This is a genomic window from Piscinibacter lacus (assembly GCF_016735685.1).
Classification (GTDB): Bacteria; Pseudomonadota; Gammaproteobacteria; order Burkholderiales; family Burkholderiaceae_C; genus Aquariibacter; species Aquariibacter lacus.
This window is the reverse complement of the sequence record NZ_JAERRA010000002.1, coordinates 249719-264937: the sequence shown is the minus strand read 5'-3', so window position 1 is coordinate 264937 and position 15219 is coordinate 249719. Positions and strand designations below refer to the sequence as shown.

Genomic DNA, 15219 nt, shown 5'->3' with positions numbered 1-15219 from the left:
GCGGGCCTTCGATGCCGGCCGTCCTGGCCCCGCTGCGCGTGCAGGCCGGCCCGGTCGCGGCGGCCCATCTGCGCGCGCACGGCCTGCGGCCGGAGGACGTGGCCCTGGTCCCGGCCGCCGCGGGCGGGCCCAAGGGCCTGGTGCTGAATCCGCTCGACCGCTTTCTGTTCGGCGACTGGCTGGCGCGCAGCCGGCGGCCGGGGCATGTCGTGCATCTGACCGGCGCGTCCATCGGCGCCTGGCGCATGGCCTGCGCCTGCGCGCCCGATGCCGACGCGGCCCTGGCCGCGATGGCCGAGGCCTACATCGGCCAGGACTATCCGCATGCGCCCGGCCGCGCGCCGGCGCCGGCGGATGTCAGCCGGATCTTCAGCGAGACGATCCGCGCCCAGTTCGGCCCGCCCGGCGGCGCGCAAGAGGCGGCGTTGCTCGCCCATCCCCAGCGCCGCCTGCATGTGGTGACCGCCCAGGGGCGCGGCTTGCTGGCTGGCCGGCCCGGCCGCCTGCGCACCGTCCTCGGTCTGGGCACGGCCTGGGCCGGCAATGCCCTGGCCCGGCCCGGCCTGGGCTTGGGCCTCGCGCGCTGCCTGTTCAGCGACCCGCGCGACCCCTTGCCCCTGCCGCTGGCCGACGACGGCCTGCCGACCCGCCGCATCGCCCTGGATGGCCGCAACCTGCAAGCGGCCTTGCGTGCGAGCTGCGCCATCCCCTTCTGGCTGCAAGCGGAACAGGATGTGCCGGGCGCGCCGCCCGGCCCGCACTGGGACGGCGGCCTGGCCGATTACCACTTCCATTGGCCCTATGCGGCCCTACCCGAGGGCCCGCAGGCACCGCCGCTGGTGCTCTATCCGCACTTCCAGCCCACGCTGGTGCCGGGCTGGTTCGATAAGCCCTGGCGGCGCCGCCACCGGCCAACGCCCGCGCTGGACCGCCTGGTGCTGCTGAGCCCCGATCCGGCCTGGGTGGCCCGCCTGCCCGGCGGCAAGCTGCCCGACCGCAGCGACTTCCAGCGCTGGGCCGACGATCTGCCGGCCCGCATCCGCGCCTGGCGCAGCGCGCTGGCCGCCAGCCAGGCCCTGGCCGAGGCCTTCGCCGACTGGGTCGAGGGCCGGCGGGCGTTGGCGGTGGAGCCGCTCTGAGGCACAGCGGTCAGGCGGGCGGCTGCACGCGGCCATGAAAAAAGGGGCCCGAAGGCCCCTTGCGATCTGCGCCCCCCGGGGCCGGAGCCCCGGGGGGTTCGCGCCTTACTCGCGCTCGCCGCCGAAGATGCCCAGCAGGCTGAGCAGCGACTGGAACACGTTGTAGACGTTCAGGTAGATCGACAGGGTGGCGGTGACGTAGTTGGTTTCGCCGCCGTCGACCACGCGCTTGATGTCGTAGAGCATGAAAGCCGAGAAGATCACCACGGCCAGGGCCGAGATGGTGGCGGACAGCGCCGGCATTTGCAGCCAGATGTTGGCCACGCCGGCCACCAGCAGACCGATCACGCCGACCATCAGCCACTTGCCCATGCTGGACAGGTCACGCTTGATCGTGGTGGCCAGGGTGGCCATGCCGAAGAAGACCGCCGCCGTGCCGCCGAAGGCAAAGGCGATCAACTGGCCGCCGTTGCTGAAGCCCAGCACCGCGCCGATCAGCCGCGACAGCATCAGGCCCATGAAGAAGGTGAAGCCCAGCAGCAGCGCGACGCCGACGCCCGAGTTCTTGAACTTCTCGATCAGGAAGAAGAAGCCGAAGGCAATCGCCATGAAGGCGATGAAGCCGATGAAGGGGCTGCCACCGAAGAAGCTGAAGCCCATGTTCACGCCGACCCAGGCGCCCAGCACGGTGGGCACCAGCGACAGCGCGAGCAGCCAGTAGGTGTTGCGGAGCACGCGCTGCTGGCTGAGGGCGGAGCGGCCGGCGTAGGTGGTCTGGATCGAAGGATTGAGCATGGAAGTCTCCGTAAAGGGGATTCACTGACGCGGCGATAGACCGTTCTCCGACAGTCTAGTTCCTCTGCCGGCACAAAGCCTGCAGTGCCCAGCCAACCCGAGGCCGTTGCATCGGCCTCTTGCAGCCTCACAAGGAGATCTCAGGATGAAAACCCGAGCCGTGCTCGAACTGGCCGATGTCAAGCGCGTGGCCGCCGCCGCCGAGGCCGAGGCCCTGGCCAACCAGTGGGGCGTGACGATCGCCATCGTCGACGAGGGCGGCCACCTGCTGTGGCTGCAACGCCTGGATGGTGCGCCGGCCGTCTCGGCGCAGATTGCGCCGGCCAAGGCACACACCGCTGCCCTGGGTCGCCGCGAGAGCAAGGTTTATGAGGACGTGATCAACGGCGGCCGCATGTCCTTCCTGAGCGCGCCGGGCCTGGCCGGGCTGCTGGAGGGTGGAGTGCCCATCCTGGTCGACGGGCAGTGCATCGGCGCGGTGGGCGTCAGCGGCGTCAAGTCCACCGAGGATGCGCAGATCGCCCGGGCCGGCATCGCCGCGCTCTGAAGCCTCGCCGGCCTTCGGAGCCCAGGCGGGCCTCGGCGGCCTCACTTGGTGAGGATGAGCTTGCCGAGCTTGGTGGCGCGCAGCAGGTAGGTCGCGCCGTTGTGCTGGATGTGCACGACGCTTTGGCCGCGGAAGAGTTGCTGGCTTTGCAGCGCCGCGGGTTGATCGTCCTCGGCGGCTGGGCGCTGCGCAGTTCGCGGCGTGGCCGGGGGGCGCGGGCGCTCAAAGGCGGCAGGCGGGGGCAGGGCGTGGTCCATGCTCAGGCCCCCGCGGTCGCCGGCCACTGGCCAGCTTCCCAAAGGTGGCAGGCCTGGCCGGCCGACTTGCAGTGGGTTTCGAAGACGGCGCGGGCGCAGTCGCCACAGCGGCCGCAGCCGGTGGCCAGGCCGGTGTCCATTTGCAGGCTGTCGAAGTCCTGCCCGCTGGCGGCATGCTGGGCGATGGCCCGGTCGGAGACCCGGTGGCAGAGGCAAATGATCATGGCGCGGCATCGGAGGGGTCGATGCCGCTAATTTAAATGCGAACGATTCGCATTGCAAGACATGCCGCAAGGCCCTGATCGCGGCAGGGCGGGGCCGCTGCCGCCGGGCCGACGCGGGATCACCCTTCCGAAGGCGGCCGGGTCATGGATTGCAGCCAGTTCTGGCGGCCCACCTGGTCGACGAGACCGAGCTGGGTTTCGAGGAAGTCGATGTGCTCCTCGGTGTCGTCCAGGATGCCCTGCAGCAGCTCGCGCGACACGTAGTCGCGCACCGCCTCGCAGTGGGCGATGCCGGCCTTGATGGTGGCCTGGGCGGCGGTTTCCATGGCGAGGTCGCTCTTGAGCGCCTCGATCGGGTCTTCGCCGATCAGCAGCTTCCCCAGGTCCTGGAAGTTGGGCAGGCCGTCGAGCATGAGGATGCGCTCGGTCAGCTTGTCGGCATGCTTCATCTCGCCGATCGACTCCTCGTACTCCTTCTTGGCCAGCTTGTCGTAGCCCCAGTGCCGCATCAGGCGGGCATGCAGGAAGTACTGGTTGATGGCGGTCAGCTCGTTCTTGAGCTGGGCGTTCAGGTGCGCGATGACTTGGGGGTCGCCTTGCATGGGGGGCTCCTCGGGGCATTCGGCAAAGCCGGTGGTCGTTGAGTCTAGGCGCGGCCCCAGACCCGCAGGCGGCATGCCCCCACCGCAGCGGTCGGGCTGCGGATGCTTCGCAAAACCGTTCGCAGGCGCGAACGGGGCAGGGGGCGGCGGCCCCCGCCACTTGGCAGCGGCCGGGCTGGAGGGGGCCCCGAATAGGGGGGGCTCGGCTATACTCCTCAGGTTTACCCGCATTCAAACCTGCCGCCCACGCGAAACGACCACCGTTTCCTCGCCGCCAGCGCCACCGCCCTTTCCGGGGCGGACGCGCCGCGGAGCCGGGCGCGCCCCAACGGAGTCCTTCCCGTGCTGCCCGTCCTGCCCCCCGCACTCCTCGCACTCGCAGACGGCACGGTCTTTCCAGGCATCTCGATCGGCGCCGCCGGTCACACGGTCGGTGAGGTGGTGTTCAACACCTCGCTCACCGGCTACCAAGAGATCCTCACCGACCCGAGCTACTGCCGGCAGATCGTCACCCTGACGTATCCGCACATCGGCAACACCGGCGTCAATGACGAGGATGTCGAAGCCCCGAAGGTCCATGCCGCAGGCCTGGTCATCAAGGATCTGCCGATCCGGATGTCCAACTTCCGCGCCCAGCGCAGCCTCTCCGATTACCTGGTCGACGAAGGCACGGTGGCGATTGCCGGCCTCGACACGCGCCGCCTGACCCGCCACCTGCGCAGCCTCGGCGCGCAGAACGGCTGCATCGTGAGCTTCCCGGTGGGTCATGTCCTGAGCGAGGCCGACCGCGCCGACGCCGTCGCCCGCGCCCAGGCCGCCCCCAGCATGGCCGGCCAGGACCTGGCCAAGGTCGTCAGCACCGGGCAGTCCTACGTCTGGACCGAGTCCGAGTGGGTGCTGGGCCAGGGCTACGGTGCCCAGACCGCGCCGCGCTTCCACGTGGTGGCCTACGACTTCGGCGTCAAGCGCAACATCCTGCGCATGCTGGCCAGCCGCGGCTGCAAGGTGACGGTGGTGCCGGCGCAGACCCCGGCCCGGGACGTGCTGGCGCTGAAGCCCGACGGCGTCTTCCTCAGCAACGGCCCCGGCGACCCGCAGCCCTGCGATTACGCCATCGCCTCGGCGGCGGAGTTGATCGAATCCGGCATCCCCACCTTCGGCATCTGCCTGGGCCACCAGATCATGGCCCTGGCCTCGGGCGCCAAGACCTTCAAGATGAAGTTCGGCCACCACGGTGCCAACCATCCGGTCAAGGATCTGGACACCGGCCGGGTCGCGATCACCAGCCAGAACCACGGCTTCGCGGTCGACGAGAAGACGCTGCCGGCGAACCTGCGCGCGACCCACATCAGCCTGTTCGACGGCACCCTGCAGGGCCTGGCCCGCACCGACAAGCCGGCCTTCTGCTTTCAGGGCCATCCGGAAGCCAGCCCCGGCCCGCACGACATCGGCCCGCTGTTCGACCGCTTCACCGCCCTGATGGCCGCCGCCGCCCGCTGAGCGGCGCGCAAGAGACGAGAGAGAACCATGCCCAAGCGCAGCGACCTTCAGAGCATCCTCATCATCGGCGCCGGCCCGATCATCATCGGCCAGGCCTGCGAATTCGACTACTCCGGCGCCCAGGCCTGCAAGGCCCTGCGCGAGGAGGGCTACCGCGTCGTGCTGGTCAACAGCAACCCGGCCACCATCATGACCGACCCGGGCATGGCGGATGCGACCTACATCGAGCCCATCACCTGGCAGGTGGTCGAGAAGATCATCGCCAAGGAACGCGCCGCCCATCCGGACGAACGCATGGCCGTGCTGCCCACCATGGGCGGCCAGACCGCGCTGAACTGCGCGCTGGACCTGCACCGCCATGGCGTGCTGGCCAAGTACGGCGTCGAGATGATCGGCGCGAACGAGCATGCCATCGAGAAGGCCGAGGACCGCCTGAAGTTCAAGGACGCGATGACCAAGATCGGCCTGGGCTCGGCCAAGTCGGGCATCGCGCATTCGATGGAAGAGGCCTGGGCGGTGCAGAAGAGCATCCAGGCCGACATCGGCGGCCCGGGTTTCCCGATGGTCATCCGTCCGAGCTTCACCTTGGGCGGCACCGGCGGCGGCATCGCCTACAACCCGGAAGAGTTCGAGACCATCTGCAAGCGCGGCCTCGACCTGTCGCCGACCAAGGAGCTGCTGATCGAGGAGTCGCTGATCGGCTGGAAGGAATACGAGATGGAAGTGGTCCGCGACAAGGCGGACAACTGCATCATCGTCTGCTCGATCGAGAACCTCGATCCCATGGGCATCCACACCGGCGACTCGATCACCGTCGCGCCTTCGCAGACGCTGACCGACAAGGAATACCAGCTCCTGCGCAATGCCTCGATCGCGATCCTGCGTGAGATCGGCGTCGACACCGGCGGCTCGAACGTGCAGTTCTCGATCAACCCGAAGGACGGACGCATGGTCGTCATCGAGATGAACCCGCGGGTCTCGCGCTCCTCGGCGCTGGCCTCCAAGGCCACCGGCTTCCCGATCGCCAAGATCGCGGCCAAGCTGGCGGTGGGCTACACGCTCGACGAGCTGAAGAACGACATCACCGGCGGCGCCACGCCGGCGTCCTTCGAGCCCTCGATCGACTATGTCGTCACCAAGATCCCGCGCTTCGCCTTCGAGAAATTCCCGGCCGCCGACCCGCACCTGACCACGCAGATGAAGTCGGTCGGCGAGGTGATGGCCATGGGTCGCACCTTCCAGGAGAGCTTCCAGAAGGCGCTGCGCGGCCTGGAGACCGGCATCGACGGCCTGAGCGAACGCACGTCCTGCACCGAGGCGGACCGCGACGAGATCATCGAGGAGATCGGCGAGCCCGGCCCCGAGCGCATCCTCTTCGTCGGCGATGCCTTCCGCATCGGCATGTCGCTGGAGGAGGTGTTTGAAGAGACCGCAATCGACCCCTGGTTCCTCGCGCAGATCGAGGACCTGGTCCGCACCGAAGCCCAGCTCAAGGGCCGCAGCGTGGCCAGCCTGTCGGCCGCCGAGCTGCGCTTCCTGAAGCAGAAGGGCTTCTCCGACCGCCGCCTGGCCAAGCTGCTCGGCAGCGACCAGCATGCGGTGCGCGCGGCGCGCCATGCCCTGGGCGTGCGCCCGGTCTACAAGCGGGTCGACACCTGCGCGGCCGAGTTCGCGACCGGCACCGCCTACATGTACTCCTGCTACGAAGGCGTGGACGGCGAGTGCGAGGCCCAGCCCTCGGACAAGAAGAAGATCATGGTGCTCGGCGGCGGCCCCAACCGCATCGGCCAGGGCATCGAGTTCGACTACTGCTGCGTCCATGCCGCCCTCGCCATGCGCGAGGACGGCTATGAAACCATCATGGTCAACTGCAACCCGGAGACGGTCTCGACCGACTACGACACCAGCGACCGCCTCTACTTCGAGCCGGTGACGCTGGAAGACGTGCTTGAGATTGTCGCCAAGGAAAAGCCGGTCGGCGTGATCGTGCAGTACGGCGGCCAGACCCCGCTGAAGCTGGCGCTGGACCTGGAGCGCAATGGCGTGCCCATCATCGGCACCACGCCCGACAGCATCGACATCGCCGAGGACCGCGAGCGCTTCCAGCAACTGCTGCACAGCCTCGGCCTCAAGCAGCCGCCCAACCGCACCGCGCGCACCGAGGAGGCTGCGCTCAAGCTGGCCCAGGAGATCGGCTACCCGCTGGTCGTGCGCCCGAGCTATGTGCTGGGCGGCCGCGCGATGGAGATCGTGCACGGCGACAAGGATCTGGAGCGCTACATGCGCGAGGCCGTGCGCGTGAGCGAGAAGTCGCCCGTGCTGCTGGACCGCTTCCTCGACGATGCCGTCGAGGTGGATGTGGACTGCATCGCCGATGGTTCAGACCGCGAGGACGGCGTGATGATCGGCGGGATCATGGAGCACATCGAGCAGGCTGGGGTGCACTCCGGCGACTCGGCCTGTTCGCTGCCGCCCTATTCGCTGCCTGCCGTGTTGCAGGACGAGCTGCGCCGCCAGACCGCGCTGATGGCGCGCGCGCTGAAGGTCAAGGGCCTGATGAATGTGCAGTTCGCCATCCAGGGCGACTTCAGCGCCGATCCCTCGCAGGCCGTCGTCTACGTGCTGGAAGTGAACCCGCGCGCCTCGCGCACCGTGCCCTTCGTCAGCAAGGCCACCGGCCAGCCGCTGGCCAAGATCGCCGCGCGCTGCATGGCCGGCCAGCTCCTGGGTGACCAGCGCGGCAGCGATGGCCGCATGCCGCGCGAGGTGGTGCCGCCCTACTTCAGCATCAAGGAAGCCGTCTTCCCCTTCAACAAGTTCCCGGGGGTGGACCCGGTGCTCGGCCCCGAGATGCGCTCGACCGGCGAGGTCATGGGCGCGGGCAGCACCTTCGCCGAGGCCATGCTCAAGAGCCAGCTCGGCGCCGGGTCGCGCCTGCCGGAGCAGGGCGCGGTCGTCATCTCGGTGAAGAACAGCGACAAGGACCGTGCGGTCAAGGTCGCGTCCGATCTGCACGATCTCGGCTTCAGCATCCTGGCCACCAAGGGCACGGCGGCGGCCATCGCGGCGGCCGGCGTGCCGGTCAAGGTGGTCAACAAGGTCAAGGACGGCCGGCCGCACATCGCCGACATGGTCAAGGCCGGCGAGGTCCAGCTCGTCTTCACCACGGTCGACGAAACCCGCACCGCGATCGCCGACAGCCGCTACATCCGAACCGCGGCCCTGGCCCACCGCGTGACCTACTACACCACCATGGCCGGTTGCGAGGCCGCCACCGAGGCGCTGAAGCACGAGGACGGCATCAGCGTGTTTGCCCTGCAAGAGCTGCACGCCGAACTTCACTAAACTTCGCCTGCACAGAGGGCCGCCCCCGGATCGGGAAGGCGGCTTTCCTTTTTCCCCCACACGCCGGACCCGGGCTGACCGCCCCGGTCCGGCGTGTCTTTCACCCCTTGATGCGATGAGCACCATTCCCCTGACCAAGCGCGGCGCCGAGAAGCTCAAGGACGAGTTGCAGCGGCTCAAGCATGTCGAACGACCCGCGGTGATCCAGGCCATCGCCGAAGCCCGGGCGCAGGGCGACTTGTCCGAGAACGCCGAATACGACGCGGCCAAGGACAAGCAGGGCTTCATCGAAGGCCGCATCAACGAGATCGAGGGCAAGCTGGCTGCTGCCAAGATCATCGATCCGGCGGCGCTGGCCGACAACGCGGCCGGCCGCGTCGTCTTCGGCGCGACGGTCGACCTGGAAGAGGAAGCCACCGGCGGCGCGGTGACCTATCAGATCGTCGGCGAGGACGAGGCCGACCTGAAATTCGGCCTGATCTCGATCAGCTCGCCGATCGCCCGCGCGCTGATCGGCAAGGAAGCCGGCGACGTGGCCGAGGTGCAGGCCCCCGGCGGCATCAAGCGCTACGACATCGTCGAAGTCCGCTACCAGTGAGCGCTCGCGCCATGCCTCCGCTGCTGCCGCCCGGGCTGGAGCGTCTGCGCCGCGGCCTGCCCGGCGTGTGGCTGGGCCTGCTGCTGGCGCTGGGCCTGATCGCGGCGCCGACGCTGTTCGCCCTGCTCGACCGGCCGCTGGCCGGGCGCGTCGCCGGCCAGCTCTTCGCGGTCGAGGCGCGGCTGACCCTGGGCTTCGTCGTCGTGCTGGGCCTGATCGAGCGCACGCGCGGCCAGCGCCGGGCCGAGGCCGGGCTCGGCCCCCGCCTCAGCGCCGAGCTGCTGCTCGTGCTGGGCGTGCTCTTCCTGACGGTGGCGGGCTATTTCGCGCTTCAGCCCATGATGGAAGCGGCGCGGGCCGGGCAGGGGCGCCTGTCCTTCGGCGCCTTGCACGGCCTGTCCTCGGCCGCCTACTTCCTGAAGATGGCGCTGCTGGCCGTGCTGAGCTGGCGGGTCGCGGCGCCGGCGCAGGCCTGAGCCTGGCCGCGCGCCGCCGGGCGACTCACTCGCCGGCCGGCCGCTTGCGGCTGCTCATGCGGGGCTTGGCGCGCTTGACGATGCCGCCCGCGGTGACCCGCTCGTTGCCGAAGACGGTCAGCTTCTTGACCTGGGCCCGGTGGTTGCCGCTCTTGGAGAACTTCAGCACCTTGACGATCTTGGGCCCGGACTTGGCGCCCTCGGCCGGCGGGGCTTTCTCCTTCGGCGGGATCGGCCGCCACAGCACGAGCAGCTTGCCGATGTGCTGCACCGGGGCGGCGTTGAGCGTGTCGGCCAGTTGCGCCAGCAGGGCTTCGCGGGCGCTGCGGTCGTCGGAGAAGACGCGGAGCTTGATCAGGCCGTGGGCCTTCAGCGCCAGGTCGGCCTCGCGCATCACGGCGGGGGTCAGGCCCTCGGCCCCGATCATGACGACCGGGTCGAGGTGGTGGGCGGCAGCGCGGTGTTCCTTGCGCGCCGCCGGTTTCAGGATCAATGCGGGCATCGGGGGATTATCGTTGCCCCCCGCCCCTTCTCGCGGAAGCTTCCGAGCATGAAGACCAAGACCAAGAGCCGCAAGGTCAACAAGGCCTGGCTGAACGATCACGTCAACGATCCCTACGTCAAGATGGCGAAGAAGGACGGCTACCGTGCGCGCGCCGCCTACAAGCTCAAGGAGATCGACGAGGAGCTGAAGCTGGTGCGGCCCGGCCAGACAGTGGTGGACCTGGGCTCCACCCCCGGCGCCTGGAGCCAGTACCTGCGCCGCCGCTTCGCGCCCAAGGAGGCGGGCGTCGGCGGCGCGGCGGTGGGGCAGCTCGACGGCCGCATCCTGGCGCTGGACATCCTGCCGATGGAAGCCATCGAGGGCGTCGAATTCCTGCAAGGCGACTTCCACGAGGACGCGGTGCTGGCCGAGCTCAAGGCCCGCCTCGGCGGCCAGCCGGTCGACCTGGTGGTGTCGGACATGGCGCCCAACCTGTCGGGCATCGCCGCGTCCGACTCGGCCCGCATCGCCGGCCTGGTCGAGCTGGCGATCGATTTCTCCCGCACCAACCTTCGGCCGGAGGGTGCGCTGGTCTGCAAGGTCTTCCACGGCAGCGGCTACAGCCAGTTGGTGGAGCTGTTCAAGCGGCATTTCCGCGTGGTCAAGCCCATCAAGCCCAAGGCCTCGCGCGATCGATCGTCTGAAACCTTCCTGGTCGGCATGGGTCTCAAGACCGTGAGCGGCGCGTGAACGATGCCGGTCTCCGACCCCGGGCTATGGGCGGAGAAGGGAGAAGTGATCGAGCGCGGCCTGTTCGAAGCCCTAGAATCAAACTACTGTCAAGTCCCGTGCCCCTTCGGCGCGGCGACGGGACGCTCAAGGAGTCGCGGTGAACAATCAATGGTTCTCGAAGGTTGCGGTGTGGATGGTGATCGCCCTGGTGCTCTTCACCGTCTTCAAGCAGTTTGATCGGGGCATGGTCGGTGCGGGGCAGGTCGCTTACTCGGACTTCCTCGACGAAGTGCGGCAGCGCCGCATCCAGAGCGTGACGCTGCAGGAAAGCGGCAGCGGCACCACCGAGATCCGCGCCCAGACCACCGACGGCAAGCAGATCCGCTCCACCGCCACCTACATGGACCGTGGACTGGTCGGCGACCTGATCGCCAACGACGTGAAGTTCGACGTCCGCCCCCGCGAAGAACCCTCGATGCTGATGAGCATTTTGGTGAGCTGGGGCCCGATGCTGCTGCTGATCGGCGTCTGGGTCTACTTCATGCGCCAGATGCAGGGCGGCGGCAAGGGCGGTGCCTTCAGCTTCGGCAAGAGCAAGGCCCGCATGCTCGACGAGAACAACAACTCCGTGACCTTCCAGGACGTCGCCGGCTGCGACGAGGCCAAGGAAGAGGTCAAGGAGCTGGTCGATTTCCTGAAGGACCCGCAGAAGTTCCAGAAGCTCGGCGGACGCATCCCGCGCGGTGTGCTGCTCGTCGGCCCCCCGGGCACCGGCAAGACGCTGCTGGCCAAGGCCATCGCCGGCGAAGCCAAGGTGCCCTTCTTCAGCATCTCCGGCTCGGACTTCGTCGAGATGTTCGTCGGCGTCGGCGCGGCCCGCGTGCGCGACATGTTCGAGCAGGCCAAGAAGAACGCGCCCTGCATCATCTTCGTCGATGAAATCGACGCGGTCGGCCGCCACCGCGGTGCCGGCCTCGGCGGCGGCAACGACGAGCGCGAGCAGACGCTGAACCAGATGCTCGTCGAGATGGACGGCTTCGAGACCAATCTCGGCGTGATCGTCATCGCCGCGACCAACCGTCCCGACATCCTCGACCCGGCCCTGCTGCGCCCCGGCCGTTTCGACCGCCAGGTCTATGTGACCCTGCCCGATGTGCGGGGCCGCGAGCAGATCCTGAACGTGCACATGCGCAAGGTGCCGATCGGCACCGACATCAAGGCCGACATCCTGGCCCGCGGCACGCCCGGTTTCTCGGGTGCCGACCTGGCCAACCTAGTCAACGAGGCGGCCCTGTTCGCCGCCCGCCGCAGCGCGCGGGTGGTCGACATGGTCGACTTCGAGAAGGCCAAGGACAAGATCATGATGGGCCCCGAGCGGAAGTCCATGGTCATGCCCGAGGAAGAGCGCCGGAACACGGCGTACCACGAGGCCGGTCACGCCCTGGTCGCTCGCCTGCTGCCCAAGACCGACCCGGTGCACAAGGTCACCATCATCCCGCGCGGCCGTGCACTGGGCGTGACCATGCAGTTGCCGGAGGGAGATCGCTACAGCATGGACAAGGGCCGCATGCTCAGCACGATCAGCGTGCTCTTCGGCGGCCGGATCGCCGAGGAGGTCTTCATGGACCAGATGACCACCGGCGCCAGCAATGACTTCGAGCGCGCCACCGCCCTGGCCCGCGACATGGTCACCCGCTACGGCATGACCGACGCCCTCGGCCCGATGGTCTATGCCGAGAACGAGGGCGAGGTCTTCCTCGGCCGCAGCGTGACCAAGACCACCTCGATGTCCGAGGAGACGATGCGCAAGGTCGACGCCGAGATCCGCAAGATCATCGACGCCCAGTACGCGCAGGCTCGCCAACTGATCGAGGAGCATCAGGACAAGATGCACGCCATGGCCAAGGCCCTGCTGGAGTGGGAAACCATCGACGCCGAGCAGATCGAGGACATCATGTCCGGCAAGGCGCCCCGCCCGCCCAAGGACTGGACCAGCGTCGGCGGCGGCAAGAGCGGCGGCGACGGCCCGGCCGCCCCGGTGGGCGGCAGCCCCGACCAGGCGGCGGCTGTGGCCTGACCCGGCGAAGGCGCCGCGCGACGGCAGGATGCGACGGGGCTTCGGCCCCGTCGTCGTTTCTGGCCCGCTCCCCTGGCGCGTGCTTTCCTTGTGCTTCCTTCCTCGTTCACCCATGCCTGCTGAGCTGTCCGCCGCTTCTCCCCGCACCGCGCCCGTCTGGCAGGCGGGCCGCTTCCGGCTGGGGCTGGACCGCCCGCTGATCATGGGCATCGTCAATGTCACGCCGGATTCCTTCTCCGACGGCGGACGCATGACGGCTGCCGCGGCCATCGCCCATTGCGAGCAGTTGCTGAAGGACGGTGCCGACATCCTGGACATCGGCGGCGAGTCCACCCGTCCCGGGTCCGAGCCCGTGCCCGCCGAGCAGGAGCTGGCCCGGGTGCTGCCGGTGCTGATGGCGGCGGTCACGCTCGATGTGCCGGTGTCCATCGACACCCTCAAGCCGGCCGTGATGCAGGCCGCGCTCGACCTGGGCGCCGACATCGTCAACGACGTGCAGGCCTTGCGCCGCCCTGGAGCGCTCGACGTGGTCGCGACCCATCCGAGCTGCGGCGTCTGCCTGATGCACATGCTGGGCGATTCGCCCAAGACGATGCAGGCCGCACCCGTCTATGGCGACGTGATCGCCGAGGTGCGCGATTTCCTGCGCGAGCGCGTGGCCGCCCTGGCCGCCCGCGGCGTGGCGGCCGAGCGCATCAGCATCGACCCCGGCATCGGCTTCGGCAAGACCGTGGCCCACAACCTCGAACTGCTGGCCCGCCAGCATGAGCTGCTGGACCTGGGCCTGCCGGTCCTGGCCGGCTGGTCGCGCAAGAGCACCCTGGGCAGCCTGTGCGATCGCACCGTCGATCAGCGCCTGGCCGCCAGCCTGGCCGCCGCGCTGGCGGCAGTGCAGCGTGGCGCGCGCATCCTGCGCGTGCACGATGTGCGCGAGACGGCCGATGCGCTGAAGGTCTGGTCGGCCGCCGGCCTGCCGGGCTGAAGCCCAGCCCGATTCCCGAACGAAGGCCGTCATCGAACGGCCACAATCCCCGCATGAGCAGACAGTATTTCGGCACCGACGGCATCCGCGGCACCGTGGGCCAGGCCCCGATCACGCCCGATTTCGTGTTGCGCCTGGGCCATGCGGTGGGTCGCGTGCTGCAGGCCCAGCGCGGCGGCGGCCGGGGCCGGCCGACTGTGCTGATCGGCAAGGACACACGTATTTCGGGCTACATGCTGGAGTCGGCGCTCGAAGCCGGCTTCGCCTCGGCCGGTGTTGACGTGCTGCTCAGCGGCCCCCTGCCCACGCCCGGCGTGGCCTACCTGACCCGCGCCCTGCGGCTGGACTTGGGCGTGGTGCTCAGCGCCTCGCACAACCCCTACCCCGACAACGGCATCAAGTTCTTCTCCGCCCAGGGCGCCAAGCTGCCCGACGAGTGGGAGCTGGCCGTCGAAGCCGCGCTGGCCGAGCCGCCGGCCTGGGCCGATTCCACCAGCCTGGGCAAGGCCCGCCGCGTGACCGACGCGCAGGGACGCTACATCGAGTTCTGCAAGGGCACGGTCGACCCCAGCTTCTCGCTGCGCGGGCTGAAGATCGTCGTCGACGCGGCCCATGGTGCCGCCTACCAGGTCGCGCCCGCCGTGCTGCATGAGCTGGGGGCCGAGGTGGTCGCCATCGGCTGCAGCCCCGACGGCCGCAACATCAACGACGGCTTTGGCGCCACCCATCCCGAGGCCCTGGTCGCGGCCGTGCAGCAGCACGGCGCGGCCCTGGGCCTGGCCCTGGATGGCGATGCCGACCGGCTCCAGATCGTCGATGCCGGTGGCCGGCTCTACAACGGCGACGAACTGCTCTACGCCCTGGTCGTCGATCGGCTCGACCGCGGCCAGTACCTGCCCGGCGTGGTCGGCACCCTGATGACCAATCTGGCGGTCGAGCAGGCCCTGCGTGCGCGCGGCCTGGACTTTGTCCGCGCCAAGGTGGGCGACCGCTATGTGCTCGAAGAGCTGCTGGCCCGCGGCTGGCTGCTGGGGGGCGAGGGCTCCGGCCACTTGCTCGTGCTCGACCAGCACAGCACCGGCGATGGCCTGGTCAGCGCCCTGCAGGTCTTGCAGGCGGCCGTGCGCGGCGGCCGTGGCCTGGCCGGCCTGCTCGGCGGGCTCAAGCTCTTCCCGCAGACCCTGCTGAACGTGCGCTTGCAGCCCGGCCAGGATTGGCGCGCCGACCCGCGCCTGGCCCAGGCCCAGGCCGCGGTGGAGGCCGAGCTGGCCGGTCGCGGCCGGGTGCTGATCCGCGCCTCGGGCACCGAGCCGCTGCTGCGGCTGATGGTCGAGGCGGAGGACGCCGGCCTGGCCCGGCGCAGCGCCGAGCGGCTGGCCGAGGCCGTGCGCGGCGCCTGAGCGCTGCGCAGCCCCGCACTGCGTACCTGCTCGCCGAGATCTCGGCTGGGTGATGAGCCGG

15 protein-coding genes are annotated in these 15219 nt (G+C 69.3%); 10 read left to right on the top strand and 5 right to left on the bottom strand.

Annotation, left to right across the window (positions count from 1 at the left end):
- Nucleotides 1-11: 11 nt before the first annotated feature.
- The gene (locus JI742_RS11540; protein WP_201827020.1) at nt 12-1139 is read left to right on the top strand and encodes a phospholipase; all 1128 of its coding nucleotides are present in this window, start codon (nt 12-14) and stop codon (nt 1137-1139) included.
- A 105-nt stretch (nt 1140-1244) separates the two neighbouring features.
- On the opposite strand, the gene JI742_RS11535 is transcribed toward JI742_RS11540, so the two are convergent.
- On the bottom strand, nt 1245-1934 hold the full coding sequence (locus JI742_RS11535) for a Bax inhibitor-1/YccA family protein (protein ID WP_201827018.1): 690 nt from the start codon (nt 1932-1934) through the stop codon (nt 1245-1247).
- 145 nt (nt 1935-2079) lie between these two features.
- Between JI742_RS11535 and JI742_RS11530 the strand changes: the two genes are divergently transcribed.
- A complete protein-coding gene (locus JI742_RS11530) occupies nt 2080-2481 on the top strand; it encodes a GlcG/HbpS family heme-binding protein (RefSeq protein WP_201827016.1) in 402 nt (133 codons plus the stop codon).
- A 41-nt stretch (nt 2482-2522) separates the two neighbouring features.
- Here JI742_RS11530 and JI742_RS11525 read toward each other — a convergent pair whose 3' ends face one another.
- From JI742_RS11525 to bfr, 3 genes are all read right to left on the bottom strand, one after another.
- The gene (locus tag JI742_RS11525) at nt 2523-2738 is read right to left on the bottom strand and encodes a hemin uptake protein HemP (protein ID WP_201827014.1); all 216 of its coding nucleotides are present in this window, start codon (nt 2736-2738) and stop codon (nt 2523-2525) included.
- Nucleotides 2739-2740: 2 nt separating this feature from the next.
- Nucleotides 2741-2962: a (2Fe-2S)-binding protein gene (locus JI742_RS11520; RefSeq protein ID WP_201827012.1), complete on the bottom strand. Its 222-nt coding sequence runs from the start codon at nt 2960-2962 to the stop codon at nt 2741-2743.
- 119 nt (nt 2963-3081) lie between these two features.
- Nucleotides 3082-3564 (bottom strand): bacterioferritin, encoded by a 483-nt coding sequence (bfr, locus tag JI742_RS11515; protein ID WP_201827010.1) that lies wholly within the window; start codon nt 3562-3564, stop codon nt 3082-3084.
- Nucleotides 3565-3906: 342 nt separating this feature from the next.
- Between bfr and carA the strand changes: the two genes are divergently transcribed.
- The 4 genes from carA (at nt 3907) to JI742_RS11495 (ending at nt 9483) form a co-directional block, all read left to right on the top strand.
- Nucleotides 3907-5064 (top strand): glutamine-hydrolyzing carbamoyl-phosphate synthase small subunit, encoded by a 1158-nt coding sequence (carA, locus tag JI742_RS11510; RefSeq protein ID WP_201827008.1) that lies wholly within the window; start codon nt 3907-3909, stop codon nt 5062-5064.
- Nucleotides 5065-5091: 27 nt separating this feature from the next.
- Complete coding sequence (gene carB, locus JI742_RS11505; RefSeq protein ID WP_201827006.1) at nt 5092-8409, top strand: carbamoyl-phosphate synthase large subunit; 3318 nt, start codon at nt 5092-5094, stop codon at nt 8407-8409.
- A gap of 115 nt (nt 8410-8524) precedes the next feature.
- The gene (greA, locus tag JI742_RS11500; RefSeq protein WP_201827003.1) at nt 8525-9007 is read left to right on the top strand and encodes a transcription elongation factor GreA; all 483 of its coding nucleotides are present in this window, start codon (nt 8525-8527) and stop codon (nt 9005-9007) included.
- A gap of 11 nt (nt 9008-9018) precedes the next feature.
- Nucleotides 9019-9483: a DUF4149 domain-containing protein gene (locus JI742_RS11495; protein WP_201827002.1), complete on the top strand. Its 465-nt coding sequence runs from the start codon at nt 9019-9021 to the stop codon at nt 9481-9483.
- 25 nt (nt 9484-9508) lie between these two features.
- Here JI742_RS11495 and JI742_RS11490 read toward each other — a convergent pair whose 3' ends face one another.
- On the bottom strand, nt 9509-9985 hold the full coding sequence (locus JI742_RS11490) for a YhbY family RNA-binding protein (RefSeq protein WP_182662785.1): 477 nt from the start codon (nt 9983-9985) through the stop codon (nt 9509-9511).
- A gap of 48 nt (nt 9986-10033) precedes the next feature.
- Here JI742_RS11490 and JI742_RS11485 point away from each other — a divergent pair, with 48 nt between their 5' ends.
- The 4 genes from JI742_RS11485 to glmM all read left to right on the top strand — a co-directional run bounded on the left by JI742_RS11485 (nt 10034) and on the right by glmM (nt 15158).
- Entirely contained in the window at nt 10034-10717 is a 684-nt protein-coding gene (locus tag JI742_RS11485; protein WP_201827000.1) for an RlmE family RNA methyltransferase, read from the top strand.
- Nucleotides 10718-10856: 139 nt separating this feature from the next.
- On the top strand, nt 10857-12776 hold the full coding sequence (gene ftsH / locus JI742_RS11480) for an ATP-dependent zinc metalloprotease FtsH (protein ID WP_201826998.1): 1920 nt from the start codon (nt 10857-10859) through the stop codon (nt 12774-12776).
- Nucleotides 12777-12888: 112 nt separating this feature from the next.
- Complete coding sequence (folP, locus tag JI742_RS11475; protein ID WP_201826996.1) at nt 12889-13758, top strand: dihydropteroate synthase; 870 nt, start codon at nt 12889-12891, stop codon at nt 13756-13758.
- Between the two features lie 53 nt (nt 13759-13811).
- Nucleotides 13812-15158: a phosphoglucosamine mutase gene (gene glmM, locus JI742_RS11470; RefSeq protein ID WP_201826994.1), complete on the top strand. Its 1347-nt coding sequence runs from the start codon at nt 13812-13814 to the stop codon at nt 15156-15158.
- The last annotated feature ends 61 nt before the right edge of the window (nt 15159-15219 follow it).

Bases quoted from the DNA above. Each gene is read 5' to 3' on its own strand.
- JI742_RS11540 (WP_201827020.1), top strand. From the start codon at position 12: ATGCCGGCCGTCCTGGCCCCGCTGCGCGTGCAGGCCGGCCCGGTCGCG.
- JI742_RS11535 (WP_201827018.1), bottom strand. From the start codon at position 1,934: ATGCTCAATCCTTCGATCCAGACCACCTACGCCGGCCGCTCCGCCCTC.
- JI742_RS11530 (WP_201827016.1), top strand. From the start codon at position 2,080: ATGAAAACCCGAGCCGTGCTCGAACTGGCCGATGTCAAGCGCGTGGCC.
- JI742_RS11525 (WP_201827014.1), bottom strand. From the start codon at position 2,738: ATGGACCACGCCCTGCCCCCGCCTGCCGCCTTTGAGCGCCCGCGCCCC.
- JI742_RS11520 (WP_201827012.1), bottom strand. From the start codon at position 2,962: ATGATCATTTGCCTCTGCCACCGGGTCTCCGACCGGGCCATCGCCCAG.
- bfr (WP_201827010.1), bottom strand. From the start codon at position 3,564: ATGCAAGGCGACCCCCAAGTCATCGCGCACCTGAACGCCCAGCTCAAG.
- carB (WP_201827006.1), top strand. From the start codon at position 5,092: ATGCCCAAGCGCAGCGACCTTCAGAGCATCCTCATCATCGGCGCCGGC.
- greA (WP_201827003.1), top strand. From the start codon at position 8,525: ATGAGCACCATTCCCCTGACCAAGCGCGGCGCCGAGAAGCTCAAGGAC.
- JI742_RS11495 (WP_201827002.1), top strand. From the start codon at position 9,019: ATGCCTCCGCTGCTGCCGCCCGGGCTGGAGCGTCTGCGCCGCGGCCTG.
- JI742_RS11490 (WP_182662785.1), bottom strand. From the start codon at position 9,985: ATGCCCGCATTGATCCTGAAACCGGCGGCGCGCAAGGAACACCGCGCT.
- JI742_RS11485 (WP_201827000.1), top strand. From the start codon at position 10,034: ATGAAGACCAAGACCAAGAGCCGCAAGGTCAACAAGGCCTGGCTGAAC.
- folP (WP_201826996.1), top strand. From the start codon at position 12,889: ATGCCTGCTGAGCTGTCCGCCGCTTCTCCCCGCACCGCGCCCGTCTGG.
- glmM (WP_201826994.1), top strand. From the start codon at position 13,812: ATGAGCAGACAGTATTTCGGCACCGACGGCATCCGCGGCACCGTGGGC.